Source organism: Pantoea sp. Ft-CA_14 (assembly GCF_024520875.1).
Taxonomy (GTDB): Bacteria; Pseudomonadota; Gammaproteobacteria; order Enterobacterales; family Enterobacteriaceae; genus Pantoea; species Pantoea agglomerans.
Genome location: NZ_JALNPM010000004.1, coordinates 291,389 through 314,989 on the forward strand (window position 1 = coordinate 291,389; position 23,601 = coordinate 314,989).

General features: G+C 55.6%; 22 protein-coding genes. 6 read left to right on the forward strand and 16 right to left on the reverse strand.

Going from position 1 to position 23,601, the window contains the following annotated elements:
* Positions 1-497 precede the first annotated feature (497 nt).
* Positions 498-1,457 carry a DMT family transporter gene (locus NR195_RS09205; protein WP_022625222.1) on the reverse strand — a complete coding sequence of 320 codons (960 nt, stop codon included), beginning with the start codon at positions 1,455-1,457 and terminating at the stop codon, positions 498-500.
* A 77-nt stretch (positions 1,458-1,534) separates the two neighbouring features.
* A complete protein-coding gene (locus tag NR195_RS09210) occupies positions 1,535-2,362 on the reverse strand; it encodes an AraC family transcriptional regulator (protein ID WP_187515192.1) in 828 nt (275 codons plus the stop codon).
* A 120-nt stretch (positions 2,363-2,482) separates the two neighbouring features.
* Here NR195_RS09210 and NR195_RS09215 point away from each other — a divergent pair, with 120 nt between their 5' ends.
* Positions 2,483-3,004, forward strand: coding sequence for an isochorismatase family protein (locus NR195_RS09215; RefSeq protein WP_256844437.1), 522 nt, complete (start codon positions 2,483-2,485; stop codon positions 3,002-3,004).
* A gap of 71 nt (positions 3,005-3,075) precedes the next feature.
* Here NR195_RS09215 and ssb1 read toward each other — a convergent pair whose 3' ends face one another.
* Positions 3,076-3,639 carry a single-stranded DNA-binding protein SSB1 gene (gene ssb1 / locus NR195_RS09220; protein WP_256844438.1) on the reverse strand — a complete coding sequence of 188 codons (564 nt, stop codon included), beginning with the start codon at positions 3,637-3,639 and terminating at the stop codon, positions 3,076-3,078.
* Positions 3,640-3,863: 224 nt separating this feature from the next.
* Here ssb1 and uvrA point away from each other — a divergent pair, with 224 nt between their 5' ends.
* Both uvrA and NR195_RS09230 read left to right on the forward strand, forming a co-directional pair.
* Positions 3,864-6,692, forward strand: coding sequence for an excinuclease ABC subunit UvrA (uvrA, locus tag NR195_RS09225; RefSeq protein WP_010252182.1), 2,829 nt, complete (start codon positions 3,864-3,866; stop codon positions 6,690-6,692).
* Between the two features lie 233 nt (positions 6,693-6,925).
* Positions 6,926-7,990: an NAD(P)-dependent alcohol dehydrogenase gene (locus tag NR195_RS09230; protein ID WP_003855747.1), complete on the forward strand. Its 1,065-nt coding sequence runs from the start codon at positions 6,926-6,928 to the stop codon at positions 7,988-7,990.
* 52 nt (positions 7,991-8,042) lie between these two features.
* Here the strand turns inward: NR195_RS09230 and NR195_RS09235 are convergent, their stop codons facing one another.
* The 6 genes from NR195_RS09235 to dnaB all read right to left on the reverse strand — a co-directional run bounded on the left by NR195_RS09235 (position 8,043) and on the right by dnaB (position 13,011).
* On the reverse strand, positions 8,043-8,366 hold the full coding sequence (locus tag NR195_RS09235; RefSeq protein ID WP_010252186.1) for an MmcQ/YjbR family DNA-binding protein: 324 nt from the start codon (positions 8,364-8,366) through the stop codon (positions 8,043-8,045).
* The gene (locus tag NR195_RS09240) at positions 8,366-8,785 is read right to left on the reverse strand and encodes a secondary thiamine-phosphate synthase enzyme YjbQ (protein WP_256844439.1); all 420 of its coding nucleotides are present in this window, start codon (positions 8,783-8,785) and stop codon (positions 8,366-8,368) included. The genes NR195_RS09235 and NR195_RS09240 overlap by 1 nt, the downstream gene beginning before the upstream one ends.
* A 121-nt stretch (positions 8,786-8,906) precedes the next feature.
* Positions 8,907-10,100, reverse strand: a complete 1,194-nt coding sequence (locus NR195_RS09245) for an amino acid aminotransferase (protein ID WP_010252191.1) — start codon at positions 10,098-10,100, stop codon at positions 8,907-8,909.
* 40 nt (positions 10,101-10,140) lie between these two features.
* On the reverse strand, positions 10,141-10,755 hold the full coding sequence (locus NR195_RS09250; protein ID WP_003855751.1) for a YitT family protein: 615 nt from the start codon (positions 10,753-10,755) through the stop codon (positions 10,141-10,143).
* Positions 10,756-10,995: 240 nt separating this feature from the next.
* On the reverse strand, positions 10,996-11,475 hold the full coding sequence (locus tag NR195_RS09255) for an Lrp/AsnC family transcriptional regulator (protein WP_010252196.1): 480 nt from the start codon (positions 11,473-11,475) through the stop codon (positions 10,996-10,998).
* Positions 11,476-11,604: 129 nt separating this feature from the next.
* Complete coding sequence (gene dnaB / locus NR195_RS09260) at positions 11,605-13,011, reverse strand: replicative DNA helicase (RefSeq protein WP_010252197.1); 1,407 nt, start codon at positions 13,009-13,011, stop codon at positions 11,605-11,607.
* Positions 13,012-13,107: 96 nt separating this feature from the next.
* Here dnaB and NR195_RS09265 point away from each other — a divergent pair, with 96 nt between their 5' ends.
* Positions 13,108-14,091 carry a quinone oxidoreductase gene (locus NR195_RS09265; RefSeq protein WP_033787548.1) on the forward strand — a complete coding sequence of 328 codons (984 nt, stop codon included), beginning with the start codon at positions 13,108-13,110 and terminating at the stop codon, positions 14,089-14,091.
* Between the two features lie 210 nt (positions 14,092-14,301).
* Here NR195_RS09265 and pspG read toward each other — a convergent pair whose 3' ends face one another.
* The 3 genes from pspG to NR195_RS09280 form a co-directional block, all read right to left on the reverse strand.
* A complete protein-coding gene (pspG, locus tag NR195_RS09270) occupies positions 14,302-14,568 on the reverse strand; it encodes an envelope stress response protein PspG (RefSeq protein ID WP_010252199.1) in 267 nt (88 codons plus the stop codon).
* A 179-nt stretch (positions 14,569-14,747) separates the two neighbouring features.
* Positions 14,748-15,740 carry a tRNA dihydrouridine(20/20a) synthase DusA gene (gene dusA / locus NR195_RS09275; RefSeq protein WP_010672214.1) on the reverse strand — a complete coding sequence of 331 codons (993 nt, stop codon included), beginning with the start codon at positions 15,738-15,740 and terminating at the stop codon, positions 14,748-14,750.
* A 107-nt stretch (positions 15,741-15,847) separates the two neighbouring features.
* Positions 15,848-17,095, reverse strand: a complete 1,248-nt coding sequence (locus tag NR195_RS09280) for a conjugal transfer protein TraF (protein ID WP_089414667.1) — start codon at positions 17,093-17,095, stop codon at positions 15,848-15,850.
* 450 nt (positions 17,096-17,545) lie between these two features.
* Between NR195_RS09280 and zur the strand changes: the two genes are divergently transcribed.
* The gene (zur, locus tag NR195_RS09285) at positions 17,546-18,067 is read left to right on the forward strand and encodes a zinc uptake transcriptional repressor Zur (protein WP_010252202.1); all 522 of its coding nucleotides are present in this window, start codon (positions 17,546-17,548) and stop codon (positions 18,065-18,067) included.
* Positions 18,068-18,140: 73 nt separating this feature from the next.
* Here zur and NR195_RS09290 read toward each other — a convergent pair whose 3' ends face one another.
* The 4 genes from NR195_RS09290 to NR195_RS09305 form a co-directional block, all read right to left on the reverse strand.
* Positions 18,141-18,353 carry a CsbD family protein gene (locus NR195_RS09290; protein WP_033770834.1) on the reverse strand — a complete coding sequence of 71 codons (213 nt, stop codon included), beginning with the start codon at positions 18,351-18,353 and terminating at the stop codon, positions 18,141-18,143.
* Positions 18,354-18,520: 167 nt separating this feature from the next.
* Positions 18,521-19,843 carry an MATE family efflux transporter DinF gene (gene dinF, locus NR195_RS09295; protein WP_010672211.1) on the reverse strand — a complete coding sequence of 441 codons (1,323 nt, stop codon included), beginning with the start codon at positions 19,841-19,843 and terminating at the stop codon, positions 18,521-18,523.
* A gap of 100 nt (positions 19,844-19,943) precedes the next feature.
* Entirely contained in the window at positions 19,944-20,558 is a 615-nt protein-coding gene (lexA, locus tag NR195_RS09300) for a transcriptional repressor LexA (RefSeq protein ID WP_010252231.1), read from the reverse strand.
* Between the two features lie 105 nt (positions 20,559-20,663).
* Positions 20,664-21,032: a diacylglycerol kinase gene (locus tag NR195_RS09305; RefSeq protein ID WP_010252234.1), complete on the reverse strand. Its 369-nt coding sequence runs from the start codon at positions 21,030-21,032 to the stop codon at positions 20,664-20,666.
* A 128-nt stretch (positions 21,033-21,160) separates the two neighbouring features.
* On the opposite strand from NR195_RS09305, the gene plsB reads away from it, so the two are divergent.
* Positions 21,161-23,584 (forward strand): glycerol-3-phosphate 1-O-acyltransferase PlsB, encoded by a 2,424-nt coding sequence (gene plsB / locus NR195_RS09310; RefSeq protein ID WP_132499376.1) that lies wholly within the window; start codon positions 21,161-21,163, stop codon positions 23,582-23,584.
* The last annotated feature ends 17 nt before the right edge of the window (positions 23,585-23,601 follow it).

A 23,601-nucleotide genomic window follows, 5' to 3' on the forward strand; every position in this document is an offset into this window, starting at 1 on the left:
AATAGTTTATTGCTCCTTATCACTAACGTTATGTGTCTATCTTTTCGCTCTCTTCATTGCGCATCATTGATGCCAGAGATTAATCTTTAATTATTAACGCAGCGGCGGAGTTTTCTTACTCATTCATCACTGAGTGAAGTTAATAGTGGTTTTCTGCCTCCCTTTCTCAGGACCATACCGCAATAAAAAGCCGCTGATAAAAGCATAACGTCCATAATGCTGCGCTATTTTTCCTGATTAACGACCGATATCTGAACAGTTACCTGCTGCCAGCGCTAAACATGGCTATGTTCAGGAGACCATCAGTCCCGTTTTTTCACTGACAAACAGGGGATGAAAGAGGCTTTCTGGGGTAAAGGCACGATTACGCAGAGGCATGAAATCGATTTCGCGGCACAAATCTGCCGGAGAGCGAGCAAATCGGGGTAGGGTTTAATCTTAAAAAGCCGCGCGGCGTGTTATCCGCGCGGCAGAGGTCTTTTGGCAATCTTCGCGGTTTACTCTTTAACCGCGACGACGAGAGGCTGCGGTTTAATGCGCATTGCCCACAGGACACCAGCCATCAGACAAATAATCCCCGTCACGGTGAGCAGGGGTGGCCAGCTTTGATACCAGAGAAAAGTCCACAACAGGCCGAAAAGGATCTCAAAAACAATCAGTGGCCCCATCAGTACGGTGGGAAGACGCTGGCTGGCAGCGTTCCAGCATAAGGTCCCGAGCCAGGAACAGAGCAGACCAATCGCCAGCATCAGGGAGATAAACACTGCAGGACGCGGCCCAAACGGCAGTGCAAAAGCCGGCTGTTGCCAGGCAAGCTGCGCGCTGACCAGCGCGTACATGATTAGCGCCATCGGCAGCGTCACGACTCCCTGCGCTGTTGCCCAGGTCGAGGGCCGCAGTTCGGGATGTGTACGCAGCCAGCGGGCATTGCGCAGCGGATACCAGGTCCAGCAGACCACAGCCAGCAGCGCCAGCGCGATACCGGTCAGATAACGGCTGAGATCAAGGGTGTGGCCCTGACTCTGTAGCTCCGCCGCATTCACGCAGAGTAATCCGGCCGCCATCATGACCAGTGCCGGAAACAGCCGCCGCCACGGCAGGCGTCCTTCAAGATGGCCGTAACAGAGATTGGCCGTCACAGCGATCACCACCGGCAGCGTGCCGATAATCATGGTGGAGACCGGTCCGCCAGTGCGCTGAATGGCGTTCGCCAGAAACGCATAGTAGAAGAGGTTTCCCACCAGCGAGAGCTTTACCGCTTCACGCCAGTCAGCCCGGGCCAGCTTGCGCAGGCGATGACGACCGTGCCAGGCCAGCGGCAGCGCAATCAGCCCAAACGCCACATAACGTCCCGCCGATTGCAGCGCGCCAGGATAGTCAGGCACCAGCAGCGGCCCGACAAAGATCAGCCCCCACAGCAGTCCGGCGGTGACGGCAAACATGACACCAGCAAACATAATTTCTTCCTTATATAGCTTTTTCGTTCAGTGTGGCGGGTTCGGGCGGGGAATGCTTGTAGCAGATTGCGGTGGTATCAGGGCTGGCGCACCTGCTTTTGATAGCGGCCCGGCGTGATGCCATAACGGTTTGCAAAGGCGCGGGTCAGATGGGCCTGATCGGTTAATCCCACCGCCGCCGCAACGCTGGCAGCCGCTTCACCCTGTGCCAGCCTTTGCTTGGCGTCGTAAAGCCGGAAAGCCATCAGCATCTGATGCGGCGTAACGTGATAGTGCTGACGAAAGGCGCGTAAGAAGTGCCACGGCGAAAGCGAGGCCAGCGCCGCCAGCTCATCCAGCCGCACCGGTTCTGCGAGGTTCGCGCGCAGAAAGTCTCTTACCTGATCAAAACGATGCCGTGCATCCGGTCTGCCCTGTGAGGACATGCGTGCCAGCGGACGAATCTGCAACAGCAGTTCAGCCAGCAGGCTCTGGCGCGCCAGTGGTGATTCCGCCTGCCAGAGTGTCGCCAGCGTGCGGGAGAGCGGCCGCGCCACGCGCGGATCGGTCAACAGCGCCTCGTTGAACCACCAGCCGCGATCGCCGGTCAGTTCATCCATCAGCTGCGGCTGAATGTAGATCATCTGGTAGCGCCAGCCCTCTTCACACGCTGACTCACCGGTATGCAGCTCATCCGGATTCATCATGACCAGCGAGTTCTCCGGCGCAGTATATTCGGTGCCGCGGTAGCGAAAGCGTTGCGCGCCCGCTTCAATGGTGCCGATACCAAAGGCTTCATGGGTATGGGGTTCAAATGCGTAGCGGGAGATGTGGGCCTGATAGAGTTCCACACCGGGCAGCTCGGCGAGTTGCTGAAACCGGGCGCGGTCTTTCTCACAGTGAAAACTCGCCGGAACACCTTCCACTTCTCTCTCCTTATTTAACCAGTCGGTTTAGCATGCCTGTGACAGGGGGGAAAATGCAAAAGATTGCTTTCCGCAATGCCTCAGGTAACACTGCTTTTTTCAAACCAGATGGGATTAAGCATGGCACAGCGGGTAGTCGTGGTCATTGATATGCAGAATGGCGTCTTCAGCACGCCACGCTTCGACACAGCGGGAAGGATTGCACAGATTAACCGGCTGACCGAACGCGCCGATATCACAATATTTATCCAGCACCGCGAAGGCGAGATGTGCGAGGGTAATGCGGCTTTCGAGCTGCTGCCGGAAATCGCTCAGCCTGCTGGCGCACACTATATGACTAAAACTGCCTGCGACAGCTTCTGGCACACCGACCTGGCCGCGCTGTTAAAGAGGCTGGCGGTAGAGGAATTTGTGGTGTGCGGTTGTGCCACTGACTACTGCCTGGATACCACGATAAAAGTCGGTGCCAGTGCGGGCTATGCGATTACCGTTGCCGCCGATGCGCACACCACGGCAGATCGCCGCTGGGTCAGCGCCGAAGCACTGATTAACCAGCACAATGATGTGTGGGCCTCACTGCTGATCCCCGGCAACGTGCCACGTGTGCTGAGCACGGAGGCGATTCTGGCGGAATGGTCGTAGCTGGCCGCCAGACGCCGCGCATAAAAAAAGCCCGCAAAGCGGGCTTTTTTTGTACTCTCTGGCCAACGGAATCAGAACGGAATATCGTCGTCGAAATCCATTGGTGGTTCGTTGTTGTTGCTGGCCGGCGCGCTCTGTGGCTGTGGCTGCGGACGGGACTGCGCGCCACCACTGAACTGGTTATTGTTGCCCTGCGGCTGCTGCGGCTGACCCCAGCCATTGTTGTTGCCACCGCCCTGCGTGCCACCACCGGCTGGAGCGCCTGCACCGGCATTACCGCCCTGCTGACGGCCACCCAGCATCTGCATGGTACCACCAACGTTGACCACGACTTCGGTGGTGTAACGCTCCTGGCCACCCTGATCCTGCCATTTACGGGTGCGCAGCTGGCCTTCGATATAGACCTGCGATCCTTTTTTCAGGTATTCACCCGCGACTTCAGCCAGTTTGCCAAACAGCACCACACGGTGCCACTCAGTGATCTCTTTGTTTTCACCGGTCTGCTTGTCGCGCCAGCTTTCCGACGTAGCCAGCGTAATGTTGGCAACAGCGCCACCATTTGGCATATAACGTACTTCCGGATCCTGACCCAGATTCCCGACAAGAATCACTTTGTTAACGCCACGACTGGCCATGTTGCTGTCTCCCGATGAGTTAATGCATACAGTCTAATCTATCAATTCTAACACGTCCTGCGGTCTGTTTCCCACTTTCGAGCGGGGTTCCAGTTTTAATACTCTGCGCGCCAGAGGCTAAGAGTACTGGATATTTATTCAGTCTATTTTTTGTGCCATAATGACACGTTTATTCTGGCCGTGTCGGCAAGGCGCGGTGAGTGCTGCTAATCCGGGAAAGGTGAATGGATAAGATCGAAGTTCGTGGTGCCCGCACCCATAATTTGAAAAACATCAACCTGACCATCCCACGCGACAAACTCATTGTGGTAACCGGCCTGTCAGGTTCCGGTAAATCCTCACTGGCGTTTGATACGCTGTATGCGGAAGGTCAGCGCCGCTATGTGGAGTCGCTCTCTGCGTATGCGCGCCAGTTTCTTTCGTTAATGGAGAAGCCGGACGTCGATCATATCGAAGGTTTGTCGCCCGCCATTTCCATTGAACAGAAATCCACCTCGCACAACCCACGCTCGACCGTGGGAACCATCACCGAGATCCATGATTACCTGCGTCTGCTGTTTGCCCGCGTTGGCGAACCGCGCTGCCCGGATCATGATGTGCCGCTGGCGGCGCAGACCGTCAGCCAGATGGTCGATCAGGTGCTCTCCCAGCCGGAAGGCCGTCGCCTGATGCTGCTGGCGCCGGTGGTGAAAGATCGTAAGGGTGAGCACACCAAAACGCTGGAGAATCTGGCGACGCAAGGTTATATCCGTGCGCGTATTGATGGCGAAGTGTGTGACCTCTCCGATCCGCCAAAACTCGAGCTGCAGAAGAAGCACACCATTGAAGTGGTGATTGACCGCTTTAAAGTACGTGAAGATCTCGCAACCCGCCTGGCGGAATCGTTTGAGACCACGCTGGAGCTCTCCGGCGGGACGGCCATCGTGGCGGACATGGATGACAGCGCCGCAGAAGAGCTGCTCTTCTCGGCTAACTTCGCCTGCCCGATCTGTGGTTACAGCATGAGCGAGCTGGAGCCGCGCCTGTTCTCGTTTAACAACCCGGCGGGCGCCTGTCCGACCTGTGACGGCCTTGGCGTACAGCAATATTTTGACCCTGACCGCGTGGTGCAGAATCCTGAACTCTCGCTGGCGGGCGGTGCAATCCGCGGCTGGGATCGCCGCAATTTCTACTACTTCCAGATGCTGCGTTCGCTGGCGGAACACCTCGATTTTGATATCGAAGCGTCGTTCGGCAGCCTGCCAGAAAACGTACAGAAAGTGATTCTGTACGGATCAGGCAAAGAGAGCATCGAATTTAAGTACATCAACGATCGCGGCGACACCTCGGTGCGCCGTCATCCATTTGAAGGGGTGCTCAATAACATGGAGCGCCGCTACAAAGAGACCGAGTCCTCAGCGGTACGCGAAGAGCTGGCGAAATTTATCAGCAACCGCGCCTGTGCCAGCTGTGAAGGAACCCGTCTGCGTCGTGAAGCGCGTCATGTCTTCGTGGAGAACACCACGCTGCCGACCATCTCTGAGATGAGCATCGGCCATGCGATGTCCTTCTTTGAAAACATGAAACTCAGCGGCCAGCGTGCGCAGATCGCCGAGAAAATTTTGAAAGAGATTGGCGATCGCCTGAGCTTCCTGGTCAACGTCGGCCTGAACTATCTTTCGATGTCGCGTTCCGCCGAGACCCTGTCCGGTGGTGAAGCACAGCGTATCCGTCTGGCCAGCCAGATCGGTGCCGGTCTGGTCGGCGTGATGTATGTGCTGGATGAGCCTTCAATCGGCCTGCACCAGCGCGACAACGAACGCCTGCTCGGCACCCTGATTCATCTGCGCGACCTCGGTAACACGGTGATCGTGGTTGAGCATGATGAAGATGCGATTCGTGCCGCTGACCATGTGATCGATATCGGTCCGGGTGCCGGCGTACATGGCGGCCAGGTGGTGGCTGAAGGCACGGTTGATCAGATCATGGCGCAGGAAGCGTCACTGACCGGCCAGTTCCTGAGCGGCAAGCGTGGCATTGCAGTGCCAGAGGAGCGCGTCAAAGGCGACCCGGCCAAAGTACTGAAGATTACCGGCGCACGCGGCAACAACCTCAAGGATGTCACGCTGACGCTGCCGGTCGGGCTGTTCACCTGTATTACCGGTGTTTCCGGCTCGGGTAAATCGACCCTGATCAACGATACGCTCTTCCCGATTGCCCAGCGGGCGCTGAACGGCGCGACCATCGCCGAACCGGCACCTTACCGTGACGTGGCGGGACTGGAGCACTTCGACAAAGTGATCGACATCGACCAGAGTCCGATTGGTCGTACACCGCGCTCCAACCCGGCCACCTACACCGGCATCTTCACCCCAGTGCGTGAACTGTTTGCGGGCGTGCCGGAAGCGCGTTCGCGCGGCTACAATCCGGGCCGCTTCAGCTTTAACGTGCGTGGCGGACGCTGTGAAGCCTGTCAGGGCGATGGCGTGCTGAAAGTCGAAATGCACTTCCTGCCGGACATTTATGTGCCGTGCGATCAGTGCAAAGGCAAACGCTATAACCGTGAAACGCTGGAAGTGAAGTACAAAGGCAAGAGCATTCACGAAGTGCTGGAGATGACCATCGAAGAGGCACGTGAGTTCTTCGATGCGGTGCCGGCGCTGGCGCGTAAGTTGCAGACGCTGATCGATGTGGGTCTCACCTACATCCGCCTCGGTCAGTCCGCGACCACCCTTTCCGGCGGTGAAGCCCAGCGCGTGAAGCTGGCGCGTGAGCTGTCGAAGCGTGGCACGGGTCAGACGCTCTACATTCTGGATGAACCGACCACCGGCCTGCACTTTGCCGATATCCAGCAGCTGCTGGAAGTGCTGCATAAGCTGCGCGATCAGGGCAACACCATCGTGGTGATTGAGCACAACCTCGATGTGGTCAAAACCGCAGACTGGATTGTCGACCTGGGTCCGGAAGGCGGCAGCGGCGGCGGTGAAATCCTGGTAGCTGGTACGCCAGAAACCGTGGCGGAATGTGAGAAATCACATACCGCGCGCTTCCTGAAGCCACTGTTACAGAAGTAATTCTGTCAGGCCCGCCGCGTGCGGGCCTTTTACTCTCCCCTGTCGATTCAGCCAGAAAATTGCAGAATCAGGCAAGATTCAGACATGTATAGGCATATACGCTTTTCCCCACGCTGACTATCCTTAAGCGGTTCCTCTTTGGCACGCCCCTGGCGTCGCCCTGTTTTCGCAGCACATCAACGCTGCTGCACTTCATCGAATAACACTCACGACACATCGAAACTGGAGACACCATGAATATTACGCATGCGTATGCTGCTCAGGATGCAAAATCCAAACTGGCACCGTTCGATTTTAAGCCGCGTGAGCTGCGCGCCCATGACGTTCAGCTTGAGGTGCTGTTCTGTGGCGTCTGCCACTCAGACCTGCATCAGGCCCGTAATGAGTGGAAAAACACCATTTTTCCCGTGGTTCCGGGTCATGAAATTGTCGGTCGCGTCACGGCCGTTGGCCCGCAGACGCAGAAATACAAAGTCGGCGATCTGGTCGGCGTAGGCTGCATGGTCGATTCGTGCCGCAGCTGTCCGAGCTGTCAGCAGGGTCTGGAGCAGTATTGTGAAAACGGCTTTGTTGGCACCTATAACGGTGAAGATCGTGAAACCGGCGCCATTACCTACGGCGGTTACTCAACGTCGATGGTGGTTGATGAGAGCTTTGTGCTGCGCATTCCCGAGAACCTCGAGCTGGCGGGCGTGGCACCGCTGCTGTGTGCCGGTATCACCACTTACTCGCCGCTGCGCCACTGGAATGTCGGCCCGGGCAAGAAAGTGGGTATCGTAGGCTTAGGCGGCCTGGGCCATATGGGCGTGAAAATTGCCCATGCCATGGGCGCACATGTGGTGCTGTTCACCACCTCGCCTTCCAAAATTGAAGATGGCAAACGTCTGGGTGCCGATGAAGTCGTGATCTCCAAAGATCCGGAGCAGATGGCGCAGCACGCCAACAGCTTCGACTTCATTCTGAACACTGTTGCGGCTCAGCACGATCTCAACCCCTTCATCACCCTGCTGAAGCTGGATGGCAACATGACGCTGGTGGGTGCACCGGAGCACGATCACCCGGCACCACAGGTATTTAACCTGATCTTCAAGCGTCGCAGTATCGCCGGTTCACTGATCGGCGGTATCGCAGAGACCCAGGAGATGCTCGATTTCTGTGGTGAGCACGGCATTACGTCAGACATTGAACTGATCGCGATGGACCAGATCAATGAAGCCTATGAGCGCATGCTGAAAAGCGATGTGAAATACCGCTTCGTTATCGACATCAATACCCTGCGCGAACAGCCTGCCGCGTAACACGTTGCCTCTGAAACCCTCTTGCTCAGGTAAGAGGGTTTTTTATTGCCGTTTAGCGGGCCGTTGCAACCTGCTGGAATGAGGCATCGACCAGATAGTAGATCTGCGAATCTTTCAGCGAACCGTCCAGGAACAGCGTGCTCCAGTGTGACTTGTTCAGATGCTCGCTGGGAATAATATCGCTATGCTCTTCGCGCAGTAATTCGGCCAGCGCAGGCGTCGATTTCAGCGATACCGCTGGTCGCCCTTTCGCCTCATGTACCATCGCAAACAGCACGCCGTTGCTTTTAATCTGCGTGGCCTTCCAGTCACTGTGGACGCTCTGCTCCGCGCCCGGCTTGCTCATGCAATAGGTCAGTAAGTCTGAGTTATTCATTACGATTCCCCTTGTAAAGTGGCGACAATCCGCCTGGCACCGCCCTCAATGCGATGCTCGCCCAGCCAGATACCCTGCCAGGTGCCCAGCACCAGACGTCCCCGCTGAACCGGTAATAACAACGAAACCCCTAAGATCGACGATTTGATGTGCGCCGGCATATCATCACGCCCTTCGTAGTCGTGCAGATAAGGCGCATTCTCCGGCACGTGCCGCATGAAATGCTGCTCCATGTCGCTGCGCACCGTCGGGTCGCAATTCTCATTTAAGGTTAACGACGCCGAGGTGTGCTGCAACAGCAGATGCAGCAGACCGGTTTTGATATCACGCAGTCCGGAGAGCGAGTTCACGATCTCATCGGTGACCAGATGAAACCCGCGCGGCTTCGCGCTCAGCGTAATAGTTTGTTGATGCCACATAGCTTATTCCTGAAACGGTTACCCCGTTTAAGTGTGCAGCATGTCGCCGAAAGGTAAACCCTGACCCATAAAAAAACCGCCAGAGAGCACCCTGACGGTTTTTTTTACAGCCTGGCGGCCGTTACATCACGGCGGCAAACGCTTCAGCCACCTGATGCACATTTTTGCTGTTCAGACCGGCCACACACATGCGGCCGCTGCCCACCAGATAGATGCCAAATTCGTTGCGCAGACGATCGACCTGCTGCGCACTCAGGCCGGTGTAGCTGAACATGCCACGCTGCTTCAGCAGGTAGTCGAAGTTTTTACCTGGCAGTGCAGTGCTCAGCACGTCCACCAGCGACTGACGCATGTCCAGAATGCGTAAGCGCATCGCTTCCACTTCAGCCAGCCAGCTGGCTTTCAACTCGTCATCGTTGAGTACGCGCGCGACAACCTGCGCACCGAAATTCGGCGGGCTGGAGTAGTTGCGGCGAACCGTGGCTTTTAACTGGCCCAGCACACGCGCTGACTCTTCGGCGCTGTCACAGACGATAGAGAGACCGCCCACGCGCTCGCCATAGAGCGAGAAAATTTTGGAGAAGGAGTTGCTCACCAGGGCTGGCAGGCCCGCCGCCGCGACTGCACGCAGCGCATAGGCATCCTGCTGCATGCCGGCCCCAAAGCCCTGATAGGCGATATCCAGGAAAGGAATCAGCTGCTGTGCTTTCAGCACCTCAACGGTCTGATCCCACTGCGCATCGGTCAGGTCAGCACCGGTCGGGTTATGACAGCAGGGATGCAGCAGCACGACGCTCTGCGCTGGCAGGGTTTTCAGGGTGCTGATAAAGGCATCAAACCGCACGCCGTGGGTCTCTGCGTCATACCAGGGATAGGTATTTACCTCAAAACCTGCACCATTAAAAATCGCGACGTGGTTTTCCCAGGTCGGATCGCTGACCCAGACCGCAGACTGCGGGAAGTAGCGCTTAAGGAAATCCGCGCCCACTTTCAGCGCGCCAGAACCGCCCAGCGTCTGAATAGAGGCGATACGGCCCGCGTTTAACACCGGATGATCGGCACCAAACAGCAGCGGTGCAATCGCACTACGGTAGCTGTTCAGCCCTTCCATTGGCAGATAGAGTGATGCCTGATGCGGCTCAGCATAGATCTGCTCTTCGGCAGCGGCTACAGCCTTCAGCTGCGGGATGATGCCCTTTTCGTCGTAATAGAGGCCGATACTCAGGTTAACTTTGTGTTCGCGTGGGTCTTGTTTGAAGGCTTCCATCAACGACAGAATCGGATCGCCAGCATAGGCATCAACGTTTTGAAACACGGTGTAGGTCTCCATGATTGGTCCAGAGGAAAGATGCGGATTAAACCCGATAGCGTCCCGGACGGTGGTTCATTGCAATAATCAGATTCAGGATCACCGCACCCGCAATCGACGCGAGCAGGATGGGGCCACTCACCACAAACAGTGACGCCAGCACGACGCAGGTATCGACGGCCATTTGCAGTTTCCCCGCGCGGATCCCAAAGCGATCCTGTAGCCACAGCGCCAGAATATTGATGCCGCCCAGGCTCGCCTTATGACGAAATAACACTATAAACCCGATTCCCATGATGACGTTACCGAACAGTGTCGCATAGAAGGGGTTAAGGTCAGAAAAGTGGACGAACAGCGGGTGCAGCTGGGTAAACAGCGACACCAGACCGACGGCGCAGAAGGTTTTCAGCGTAAATTCCCAGCCCATGCGTTTTACCGCCAGCCAGTAAAAAGGGATATTGATCAGGAAGAACGCGCTGCCGAACGAAAGCGGCGACAGGTAGCTGATCAGAAAGGCGATGCCTGCGGTGCTGCCGGTCAGCGCCCCCGCCTGTTTCAGCATAATGACGCCGAACGAGACCATCAGGGTGCCAAGCACCATCGCCAGCGCATCTTCAATGCGCGAATGCGGGACGCGGGAGGGTTCTGCGATGTTATCCATGGGGTTTTCTCAGTGCAAAGGATGCGGTTTCGATGCAAAAAACGCACCATCGCCACAGCACTGAACTGCTGTAAACCGGGTGCCAGCGATATCCCATTGATATCTAAGGCGCTTTAAAAAAGAACTTTGTGCATAAATGCCGGCTGATACCGTCAACCTATGCGTTAAATTCTGACTCTATGCGCGCTCTTCGCATTAATTGCCGCAAGTGTGCACCAAAAGCGCACAGCGCGCACCTTTTTAGCGCGTCTTCTGCTCAGGCAGCATCATCAGCCCGTTCTCTTTCATGCGTCCCAGCACTACCGAGGTTTTCACATGGGAAACGCTCTGGTGGCCCGCGACTAACTGGCTGATTAACGCACTAAGGGAATTAAGATCGGCCACCGCCACTTTGAGCAGATAGTCCGCATCGCCGGTGGTTTTATAGGCATCCACGATCGCCTGTTCCTGCTCCACCATCCGGTGAAAGCTCTCAACATATTCTGCGGTGTGGTTAATTAAACGCACCTCAATCAATCCCACCATGCCAAGCCCGATGGCATCGGGCGACAGCCGGGCATGATAACCCAGGATCAGATTAGCCTGTTCCAGATTGATACGACGGCGGGAACATTGTGAGGCAGAAAGGCCGACCAGATCGCTGAGTTCCTGATTGGTCAGACGGCCGTTGGATTGTAATAAAGTCAGGATTTTAAGGTCGTAATCGTCTACGTGAGTCATTCCGTTTCCACAGCGTGATGGGCGTCGCTTTGTTACAGATAACCCGATAACCCGAGAGGTTGTCCAACACTATTTTGTGATGATGGGTGCTGTCATGCACAGATCGTGCATGACAGCACAAACCGGGGATTATTCGTCGTCGTATTGCGGGCCAGCGTAGTTGTCGAAGCGTGACCACTGACCGTTAAAGGTCAGGCGTACTGTACCGATCGGGCCGTTACGCTGTTTACCCAGAATGATCTCCGCGATCCCTTTAAGATCGCTGTTTTCGTGGTAAACCTCATCGCGATAGATAAACATGATCAAATCCGCATCCTGCTCGATCGAGCCCGATTCACGCAGATCCGAGTTGACCGGACGTTTATCGGCTCGCTGCTCCAGCGAGCGGTTAAGCTGCGACAGCGCCACAACCGGCACGTTCAGCTCTTTGGCCAGTGCTTTCAGCGAGCGGGAGATCTCAGCAATTTCCAGCGTACGGTTGTCCGACAGCGACGGCACGCGCATCAGCTGCAGATAGTCGATCATGATCATGCTTAATCCACCGTTTTCACGGTAGATGCGGCGGGCGCGCGAACGCACTTCGGTGGGCGTCAGGCCGGAAGAGTCATCAATGTACATGTTCTTCTTCTCCAGCAGGATACCCATGGTGCCGGAAATACGCGCCCAGTCCTCATCATCCAGCTGCCCGGTACGGATGCGGGTCTGATCGACGCGGGAGAGTGACGCCAGCATACGCATCATGATCTGCTCGCTGGGCATCTCCAGACTGAAGATCAGCACCGGTTTTTCCTGCAGCATGGCGGCGTTTTCGCACAGGTTCATCGCAAAGGTGGTTTTACCCATCGAAGGACGTGCGGCAACAATAATCAGATCAGAACCCTGCAGGCCCGCGGTCTTTTTATTCAGATCCTGATAGCCGGTATCGACGCCGGTGACGCCATCGTGCGGTGTCTGATAGAGCGATTCGATACGGGAAACGGTCGATTCCAGAATCTGCTCGATGTTTTTCGGGCCAGCATCCTTATCCGCGCGGGCTTCCGCAATTTTAAAGACGTTCGACTCCGCGAAGTCGAGCAGCTCTTCGCTGTTACGCCCCTGCGGATCATAACCGGCATCGGCAATCTGGTTAGCGACGGCGATCATCTCACGCACCACCGCACGTTCGCGCACGATGTCAGCATAGGCGCCGATGTTCGCCGCGCTCGGGGTGTTTTTCGCCAGTTCCGCCAGATAGGCGAAGCCGCCCGCCATCTCCAGCTCGCCACGGGTTTCCAGCGATTCGGAGAGCGTAATCAGGTCAATAGGTTTGCTGTTTTCCAGCAGCCGCTGCATCTCTGAAAAAATCAGCCGATGCGAGCGGTTGAAAAAATCATTCGCGACGACGCGCTCAGAGACATTGTCCCAGCGCTCGTTATCCAGCATTAACCCACCGAGCACCGACTGCTCCGCTTCCAGCGAATGCGGGGGCATTTTCACGCCTGCGAGCTGGCGATCCTGCGTTTCGTTCGATTTGTTGGTGGGTTTATTTCCTGCCATAGTGAATGCATTACCGATCTTCTGTGGGGACGCGCAAGTATACCTTAGTTGGGGTGCGTGCCTCACCCTCATGATGAAACAATCACAGGAGTCAGAATGGCAAAGCGTATTCAGTTCAGCGCACATGGCGGCCCGGACGTTTTAGAGTGGACAGATTTTAAACCTGCTGACCCGGCCGAACATGAAGTGCAGGTAGAACATCGCGCTATCGGGATTAATTACATCGATACCTATGTTCGCAGCGGGCTTTATCCGGTCGCCGCTTTTCCCTCTGGCCTGGGTACAGAAGCCGCAGGCGTGGTGTCGCGGGTTGGACGTGGCGTGACATTATTTAAGCCCGGCGATCGCGTGGTCTACTGTCTGGCGTCGATGGGGGCCTATAGCGAAGTGCACAACGTGGCGGAAGATCGCCTGATGCATCTCCCGGAGGCGATCAGCTTTGAGCAGGGCGCAGCCAGCTACCTGAAAGGGCTGACCACACAATATCTGCTGCGCCAGACCTATAAAATCAGCGCCGGTGAGACCTTTCTGTTTCATGCCGCAGCGGGCGGCGTCGGGTTAATTGCCTGTCAGTGGGCAAAAGCGCTGGGTGCCCATTTGATTGGCACAGTCGGGTCAGCAGAAAAGGCAGCGATGGCGAAAAACGCCGGCGCCTGGGCGACGATTAACTACCGCGAAGAGAATATTGCGCAACGCGTCAGCGAACTGACCGATGGGAAAAAAGTGGGCGTAGTTTATGACTCCGTGGGCAAAGATACCTGGGAAGCATCGCTGGACTCATTGCGCCGTCATGGGCTGATGGTCAGTTTTGGCAATGCTTCGGGTCCGGTTACCGGGATAGATCTCGGCATTCTGAATAAGAAAGGCTCGCTGTTTGTGACCCGCCCTTCACTGTTTGGCTATATCACCAACCGCCAGGAGCTGGAAACCGCCAGTGCCGAGCTTTTCTCGCTGCTGGCGAGTGGCGCAATTAAAGTTGATGTACCGGAGCAGCAGAAGTTTGCGCTGAAAGAGGCCAGCAAAGCGCACCAGATGCTGGAGAGCCGCGCCACGCAGGGATCCTGCCTCTTAATTCCATAATAGTGAGCAACAAAAAGGGCCTCCCGCGGGAAGCCCTTCTCTTTTTTTATTTTTTGTTCGCGCTGGTGTAGGGACAGCGGCGATGAATTCGTGTCGAGTCGATGGCACATCGATTTGACGACAGGCATCCTGCCAGAAAACATAAGTAAAAAATATGTTTAATTGCAGATCAGCCCTGACCAATCTCTCACACTGTGATCTTCACCGCATTTAGCGCCAGCCTTTGCGGTCTAACCTGTTGATCTTACGCCGCAGCTTGCGACGTGCTCGCTCATCGCTGTCGCCAAAAAAGGCACGATGCAGCCAGACCGCAATCACCGCCAGCACCAGCCACGGCAACACTTTAATAACAATTGCAAACAGTCCACCGACAAACATCACGATGGTTGCGACCACCAGTGCCGCCAGCACGCCTAACAGCGAAACGCCGGTCAGCAACAGCATCAGGAAAAACCCCAATACGAATAAAATTTCCACGTCAGCGCTCCTTTTTGAGATTGATTGTTATAGCTATTACAAAAAACGTGCCAACAGTTAACTCATTGATTTTATTCTGATAAGAGATAAACAGAAGAGCGCAACCTGGTGAGAAAAACCACATAGTGGCGTAAAAAAACCAGCAAACAGAGCTGGTTTTTTCGGGTTCAGATGAGGCGTCAGGCTTCCTGCGGGATTTTATCGGCGACCAGCGCAAGCGCCGCCTCCAGCACACGGACATCGGCACCGGGTTTGTGGGCATTTTCACTCAGATGGCGTCGCCACTGGCGGGCGCCCGGGATCCCCTGGAACAGACCCAGCATATGGCGCGTGACATGTCCCAGATACGTCCCCTTCGCCAGTTCCGCTTCAATATAGGGATACATGGCGCGCACCACTTCAACCGGGTTAGCCGCCGGATGCTGGCGACCAAACAATGTCTGATCGACCTGCGCCAGAATGCCGGGGTTTTGGTAGGCTTCACGTCCCATCATCACGCCGTCAAGGTGTTGCAGATGGATCTGTGCCTCTTCCAGGGTTTTCACGCCGCCATTGAGGGCGATAGTCAGTTGCGGAAAATCGCGTTTCAGCTGATAGACGCGGGGATAGTCCAGCGGTGGAATCTCGCGGTTCTCTTTCGGGCTGAGGCCGGAGAGCCAGGCTTTACGCGCATGAATGATAAATGTCTCACACTCACCGCGTCCCGCCACCGTGCCGATAAAATCGGTCAGGAATTCATAGCTGTCCAGCTCATCGATACCAATGCGGGTTTTCACCGTGACCGGAATTGAAACCACGTCGCGCATCGCTTTAACGGCATCTGCGACCAGATTCGCCTCGGCCATCAGGCAGGCGCCGAAACGGCCATTCTGCACCCGATCAGAGGGACAGCCGACATTAAGATTCACTTCATCGTAACCGCGCTGCTCTGCCAGCTTCGCGCACTGCGCCAGTGCCGCCGGATCGCTACCGCCAAGCTGCAACGCGACCGGATGCTCAGCCTCACTGTAAGCCAGGTAATCCCCTTTGCCATGAATGATTGCGCCCGTAGTCACCATTTCGGTGTAGAGCAGCGTGTCACCGGTCAGCTGACGATGAAAATAGCGACAGTGACGATCGGTCCAGTCGAGCATAGGGGCGATTGAGAAACGTTGCGAAGAGAAATTAGGCATGAAGCGCAGACAATCCGGTAATTAAGGGGTGATGGAATTCTGTGCAAGGATAACACAAGGGCGGGCGATAGTGCATCGCCCGCCCCCGAACAGTCTGAATAACGCGCTTAGAAGTTAAAGCCCAGCTGCATCATCGCGCCCCAGGTGTTGTTAGCACCTACAGAGCCCGCCAGATCCAGATGTACGGCTTTGTTAAACGGTGACAGACCAAAACCGGCCGTAGCGACATTTTCGTCGTTAGAACGCATGTCCGCACGATAACCTGCACGCAGCTGCAGCCAGTCAAGTACGCGGTATTCCGCGCCCACTGCCGCATACTGGCTGTTATCCTGAGTTTTGAAGCGTTTGGTTTCAGTCAGATCCACATCGCCCGTCACGGTAAACGGACCTTTATCCCAGGCCAGACCGGTGGTGACCAGCGGGCGAATCTGGTAGGTGTCGCGGAAACCATTGACCTCTTTGGTCTGCAGATCGCGTGAAACCAGGTTCTGTCCGGTTACACCCAGCGTCCAGTTTTCAGCAAAGGTGGTCGCCAGACCGGCATCAACGTTAAAGCCGGTGTCGGTGCTGCGATACTGGCTGTTATTGATGTCACTTTTGTCGTAGTTGTAAATGCTGGCGGTGTAGTTATAGAGCCAGGTTTTCTGCACTTTCGGTGTGACGCCTACCGATACTGGCTGACCAGCGATGGTGAACTCATGCGCCACCGCAACACCATAATCGGTGACCAGCGCCGCTAAGCCATTCGCGCTGGAGCGCAGGTTATTTTGATCGCCAGGACGAGGAAACGCCCCGTTTTCTATACTGCGCAGGTAGTCAATATCACTCTGTACCACGTTAGCGCGGACGTGCGCTGTCCCGTAGGCTTTGGTGATAAAGGCGAAAGGCAGAGTTTCGTTAGGGATGGTAACGGCAACAGCCGCGCCGGCAGAACCGTCTGCTTTGTTACCGCGCAAATCGCTTAGCTTATTTGCCACATCACCTGAGGCCGCGCGCAATTCAGAGTTAGCACGGAAGAAATCCGCTGGTGTGAGGTTACCCAGCACCGTGCGATAGCGATCAACGGTGTCCGTAATATCATCGACTTTATCGATCAGCTTATCTTTGTCGGTGACCTGAATACCGGCTGAAGGGAAAATAATGCTGACGCTATCGTCGGGTTTGGCGCGCGTCATTAATGCCGGGTTCGCCAGCACTGCGGAGCCATAAAGAGAAGATGCTACGCCGGTGCCGCCCATGGCGTCATTACGTGCATCATACCAGGTCCCTGCCGCCATGGCGGAAGAAGAAAGGAAAAGCGCGGTCGTTACAGCTGTGTAGATTAGCGCTGAACGTTGAGCGGATTTTTTCACCATTTGCCTGCCATCACCTGAGAAATTGTCATTGAAACATTCAATGACTGAATAGTTTGTTAGCCCTATTGTGAACCCTGGCTAACGCGTTATTGCTGTGAATTCAAAGGAAACAGTGTCTTAATTCAAAGGATTGGACGTTTTCCAATCAAAAAACCGTTGTAATTGTTCAAACTGCATTGGGATATTTCAAATAATGCCAGAATTTTCTTAAGTCTTTCTGAACATTACTTCTTAACTCAGTGAGATGCAAAGCAAAATGCCAACAAATTCCGCTTCAGGTTGATTCGGAATGGATCTGATTTGTCGTCAGATTTGAGATAGAAGACGGCTTAAATTCTGATTCTGCTGCTTTATCAGGCAAATGATGCTGTTTTTTCAGACGAAAACCAACCTCAGCGCCGCGAAACTATGTGTGATAAAATAACATCACTTATCCAGCGGAGAATTTTCATGACAAACATGACGTCGCAGCAAATTTTGATTCAGGCCGAAAAGATGTGCCTGCAGCGCGGTGTGCGTCTGACTTCGCAGCGTGCTGAAGTGTTGCGCCTGATGGCCGAGCAGCCTGGCTCGATCAGCGCCTACGATCTGCTGGATCAACTCCGGGTCAGCGAGCCGCAGGCCAAGCCACCCACGGTTTACCGGGCGCTCGATTTCCTGCTGGAGCAGGGTTTCATTCATCGGGTGGAATCCAACAACAGCTACGTCATGTGTCACCATTTTGAGGCACCAGCACATACATCGGTGATGCTGGTCTGTGACCGCTGTGCCGCCGTTACAGAGAAGCAGGCGCAGGGCGTAGAGAAGATTATTGCTGGTCTGGCAGGTGAAGCGCAGTTTGCATTACGCCATAGCGTGATTGAAGCGCATGGTTTATGTGAAAATTGTGCTGCGGTTGAAGCCTGTACGCACCATGAAAGCTGCGAGCATGACCATCAGGATGAGGGTAAAAAGCGGGGGAAACGCGGGTAATCGGCACATCCTTGTGCGGTTCCGGTGAGGGCCCACCGGAACACATTCAGCTGATTATCAAGCTATTGTCTGATTACCAGCGGTGATCTTTGTTCTGACCTTCCCAGTCGCTTACTTCGCGCTCGGCTTCATCTTTGGTAGAGCCGTAACGCTCCTGGATTTTACCGACCAGCTGATCGCGTTTACCTTCGATAACCTGCATATCATCGTCGGTCAGCTTGCCCCATTTCTCTTTCATTTTGCCTTTGAACTGCTTCCAGTTGCCGCTTGCTTCGTCTTTATTCATGGCAGACCTCCAATCCTCGGGTTTTAATGATTATCTTGCTACTTAACAAAATAACGATACAAAGCGCTGGTTAACTGCGCTGCATAGAGTTAATTGTAGTAGCCAATTTATTAACCGTGGAATAATACAGAATAATCCGTATCGGCTTGCGTGCAGCCACGGCTGACTCAGGCATCGAACCAGCTGTTCTGACGCCAGTGCTTACGCCAGATGAGCCACAGCGACAGGCCGCGCAGCGCCAGGAAAACCGTGACCGCCAGCCACAGACCATGGTTACCCAGCACCGGTACGCTAAGCAGCGTCAGAAAATAGCCTGCTGCGGCAACTACCATACTGTTACGCATCTCACGCCCGCGCGTCGCTCCGATGAACATGCCATCCAGCAGATAACACCAGACGCCGATCAGCGGCATTATCATCTGCCAGACCAGATAGCGGTCCGCTGTCTGCTGGAGTGACTGAAGAGAGGTCAGCAGGGTAACGATCTGCGGGCCAAAAATGGCATAGATCAGCGAGAAGAACAGCGCCACCACTACCGCCTGCCGACAGGCAGAGTGCCAGACGCGCAGGAGCTTGCTGCCATCTTTTGCACCATGCGCCTCACCCGCAAAAGCTTCAACCGCATAGGCAAAGCCATCCAGCGCGTAAGCCGTAAAAGTGATGAACATCAGTAATACTGCGTTAACCGCCACCACATCCGGGCCCAGCCGGGCACCCAGTACGGTCAGCGAGGCGAAACAGAGCTGCAGCATCAGAGAGCGCAGCATGATGTCCCGGTTCAGTCGCAGCAGCCGGCCGCTGTCACCGCGCCAGCTCTGCTTCAGCAGGCTAAGCGTAATTCCGCGCAGTTTTAACACCCGCCAGACCATGATGCTGCCGACAACCAGCGTAATGTATTCCGCCAGCGCCGTGGCGGTTGCCGCCCCCGCGACACCCCAGTGCAGCCCCATCACCAGCCAGAGATCGAGCACGATGTTAACCAGGTTGCCCACCACCAGCAGGATCACCGGCGCGCGTGCATACTGCACGCCCAGCAGCCAGCCCAGAATGACCAGGTTTGCCAGCGTGGCAGGCGCACTGAGCCAGCGAATCTGAATAAACAGTGCCGCCTGTTCGAGTACATCGGGATTGCCGCCAACCAGATGGGTCGACAGCTGAATAATCGGATAACGCAAAGCGATGAACAGTACGCCCGCCAGCAGCGCAATGATCAGCGGCTGAGTCAGCGCGCGTGCCAGCGCCATTTTATCGCCAGCGCCAAATGCCTGCGCCGTAAGGCCAGTGGTACTCATTCGAAGGAAAAGCAGCAGCATAAAGAGGAAGCTGGTCACTGTAGTCCCGACCGCAACCCCGCCAAGATAGACAGGGCTGTCGAGATGACCAATTACTGCAGTATCGACCACTCCCAGTAAGGGAACGGTGATATTTGAAAGGATCATCGGCAGCGCAAGCCGCCAGAGATTTTTATCGGTTGCCGTAATAAAGCGCATTCGCCGTTCCGTGCTCAGTGTCGCTGCGCAAAAGAGGCAGCGACAAAATTAGGGCAGACAGAATAGCATCAGAGAAGGCGAATGCACGCTGGCAGAAGAATCAGAGCCACTCACCGTTGCGCACCACGCCAACAGCCAGACCTTCTATGGTCAGTGACTGCGCACGGGTATCGACAACAATCGGGTCAAAATCGCTGTTTTCCGGCAGCAGATGCACGATAGCACCCTGCTTTTTCCAGCGCTTAACGGTGACTTCATCATCAATGCGGGCAACCACAACCTGGCCGTTACGCACATCCTGGGTTTTATGCACCGCGAGCAGGTCGCCATCCATAATCCCGATATCTTTCATCGACATTCCGCTGACGCGCAGCAGGAAGTCAGCAGACGGCTTAAACAGGCCCGGATCGACCTTGTAGTGGGTTTCGATATGTTCCTGCGCCATGATCGGCTCACCGGCAGCAACCCGGCCAATCAGCGGTAGCCCTTCTGAGGCTTCTTCTTCCATTAACAGTCGAATGCCGCGCGATGCACCGGAAACGATCTCGATGACGCCTTTGCGCGCCAGCGCTTTCAGATGCTCTTCTGCCGCGTTCGGCGAACGGAAGCCCAGCTGCGCGGCGATCTCGGCACGCGTAGGCGGCATGCCCGTTGAAGAAATATGGTCGCGAATCAGGTCATAGACCTGCTGCTGCCTGCTGGTTAATGCTTTCATCCCGCCCCCTGGTTGTTTATACAGTCGCTGTGAGTATATACAGGTATTGGTGAAATGGAAACCGATTGTCAGGGAAAACGCGCCCTCAGACGCGTTATGGAAGGCTTATCGCAAATGTGTCCAGAGCAGCGCGATCCAGACGAAGAGTGCCAGTAAGATGCTGATCAGCACCGCCGCCGAGCCCATGTCTTTTGCCCGGCCCGCCAGCGGATGATGCTCCTGACCGATGCGGTCGACCACTGCCTCAATGGCGCTATTGAGGATTTCAACAATGACCACCAGCACCACCGCCCCAATCATGAGGATGCGGGAGACCACATCGACATCCAGCCAGCACGCGATAACAATAGCGGCCAGCGCAGCCAGCGCTTCCTGCCGAAACGCCGCTTCATGTTGCCAGGCGGCACGCAGTCCCTGCCATGAGTAACCTGCAGCTTTTACTATTCTGATAAGTCCGGTGGCATTATTTGCCATGATGTGGGAACCCTTTCATCGGATTGACGTCAATGTCTGGGCTGCGTGCAATTGGCACCACCACAGATCTTCGCTGCGCTTTCTGGTATGCTTGCGGCGCTTTGCTAACAAGAGGCTTCATGTTGTCTATGTCAGGTTGGCGTAAACTCTATTACAAACTGCTTAATTTACCACTGTCGTTTTTGGTAAAAAGTAAGGCCATTCCGGCCGATCCCGTGTCTGAACATGGTCTGGATCCGACCCGACCTATTATGTATGTTTTGCCTTACGATTCGAAGGCCGACTTACTGACTTTACGCGCACAGTGTCTGCGGCATCATCTGCCCGACCCGCTCACTCCGCTGGAGATTGATGGTTCTCTGCTGCCGCGCCACGTCTTTATCCACAATGGCCCTCGCGTCTTCCCCTATTTTGTGCCCAGCGTTGAATCCGTGAAAATTTTTCACGATTACCTGGACCTGCATCGCAATAACCCTAAGCTGGATATTCAGATGCTGCCGGTCACGGTGATGTTTGGCCGCGCACCAGGACGTGAAGTCCAGGGCGAAGCAACGCCACACCTGCGGGTGCTGAACGGGGTGCAGAAGTTCTTTGCCGTTATCTGGCACGGGCGCGACAGTTTTGTCCGCTTCTCGCCGACTGTGTCGCTGCGCCGCATGGCAACTGAACACGGTACGGATCAGTCGATCGCCCAGAAGCTGGCTCGCGTGGCGCGCATTCATTTTGCCCGCCAGCGGCTGGCGGCGATTGGCCCGCGCTTGCCGGCGCGTCAGGATCTGTTTACTCGTCTGCTGCAATCCAAAGCGATTGAAAAAGCAGTAGAAGATGAAGCTCGCAGCAAAAAAATCTCCCATGAGAAAGCGCAGCAGAATGCCGTCGAGATGATGGAGGAGATTGCGGCAAACTTCTCCTATGAAGCCATCCGCGTAACTGACCGCGTGATGGGCTGGCTCTGGAGTCGGCTCTATCAGGGCATCAACGTCAATGGCGGAGAAAAAGTTCGCCAGCTGGCGCAGGATGGCCACGAGATTGTCTATGTGCCGTGCCATCGCAGCCACATGGATTATCTGCTGCTCTCCTATGTGCTCTATCATCAGGGTCTGGTGCCGCCGCACATCGCAGCCGGTATCAATCTCAACTTCTGGCCAGCCGGCCCGATTTTCCGTCGCCTGGGCGCTTTCTTTATTCGTCGTACCTTTAAAGGCAACAAGCTCTACGCCACGGTATTCCGCGAATATCTCGGCGAGCTGTTCACCCGCGGCTATTCGGTTGAGTACTTTGTCGAAGGAGGCCGTTCACGAACCGGTCGCCTGCTGGACCCTAAAACCGGCACCTTAGCCATGACGCTGCAGGCGATGCTGCGCGGCGGAAATCGCCCCATCACGCTGGTGCCGATTTACATCGGCTATGAGCACGTGATGGAAGTGGGCACTTACGCTAAAGAACTGCGCGGCGCGGCGAAAGAGAAAGAGGGCTTCATGCAGATGGTGCGCGGCTTACGCAAGCTGCGCAATCTCGGTCAGGGTTACGTGAACTTTGGCGAACCCCTGCCGCTGGTCAACTATCTCAATAAGCGGGTGCCGGAATGGCGCGATGCCATCGATCCGATTGAGCCGCAGCGTCCCAGCTGGTTAACCCCAACCGTCAACGATATTGCTGCCAGCCTGATGGTGCGTATCAATGAAGCGGGCGCCGCTAACGCCATGAACCTCTGTGTCACCGCCCTACTGGCGTCACGTCAGCGCTCACTAACCCGTGAACAGCTGATTGAACAACTGGAGTGCTATACCCAGTTGCTGCGCAACGTGCCTTACTCGCCAAATGCGACCGTACCCGATCTTTCAGCGGAAGCGCTGCTGGATCACGCCATGGGTATGAATAAGTTTGAGAGTGAAAAGGACAGCATTGGCGACATCATCATTCTGCCGCGTGAGCAGGCGGTACTGATGACCTACTATCGCAACAATATTCATCACATGCTGGTGATGCCGTCGCTGATTGCCGCCATTGTTCAGCAGCATCAAACGCTGAGCGAAGCAGAACTGCTGCGTCAGGTGAGTCTGATCTACCCGATGCTGAAGAGTGAGCTGTTCCTGCGCTGGCAGACCGATGAACTGCCGCAACTGCTGACCGAACTGAGTCAGGAGCTGGCGCGTCAGGGCCTGATTACGTTCGAAGCCGGTGAATTACGCTTTTCCTCAGCGCGCTATCGCACGCTACAACTGCTGGCCGCCGGTGTGCGTGAAACGCTGCAGCGTTATGCCATTACGTTCTCCATTCTCAGCGCCAAGCCGACGATTAACCGCGGCACGCTGGAGAAAGAGAGCCGGACGCTGGCACAGCGTCTGTCGGTGCTGCACGGTATCAATGCCCCGGAATTCTTCGACAAAGCGGTCTTTACCTCACTGGTCCTGACCCTGCGCGATGAAGGGTATATCAGCGACAGCGGTGATGCCGATGTTGCGCAGACCCTGGCGACCTGGCATATGCTGGCAGACCTGGTCACCAGCGATGTCCGTATGACGATTGAAACCGCTGTGGCGCACGACTGACCCCAGCGCGCATAGTA